Annotated in this window: 1 pseudogene; it reads left to right on the forward strand. The window is 64.8% G+C overall.

Annotated features, from left to right (window positions below):
* Positions 1-341, forward strand: a pseudogene (locus tag ACFYY7_RS45650) (IS21 family transposase); the annotation flags it as partial.

The following is a 341-nucleotide window of genomic DNA, read 5'->3' on the forward strand; positions in this document are numbered from 1 at the left end:
AGGTGAACCTGCGCGAGCAGTATCACTCTTTCGGTGAGCTCGAGTCGGCTTGCCGGCAGTTCTGCACCGACGTCAACACCCGCGTCCACAGCTCTACTCGGCGGCGGCCGGTCGAGCGGCTGGCCGAAGAGTTGCAGCGGCTGCATCCGCTGCCGAAATCTCCGTTCACCGCGGTGTTCGGCACCACCCGGCGGGTGAACTGGGAGTCGACGATCTCGGTGGAAGGGGTGCGGTATTCGGTGCCGCACACGTTGATCGACACTCGGGTCTGGGCCCGCTTCCATGGTGAGGAGCTGATCGTGACCGCCGTCGACAATGATGGCGGTGCAGTCGAAGTCGCG

This window comes from Streptomyces sp. NPDC001933, assembly GCF_042890955.1.
Taxonomy (GTDB): Bacteria; Actinomycetota; Actinomycetes; order Streptomycetales; family Streptomycetaceae; genus Streptomyces.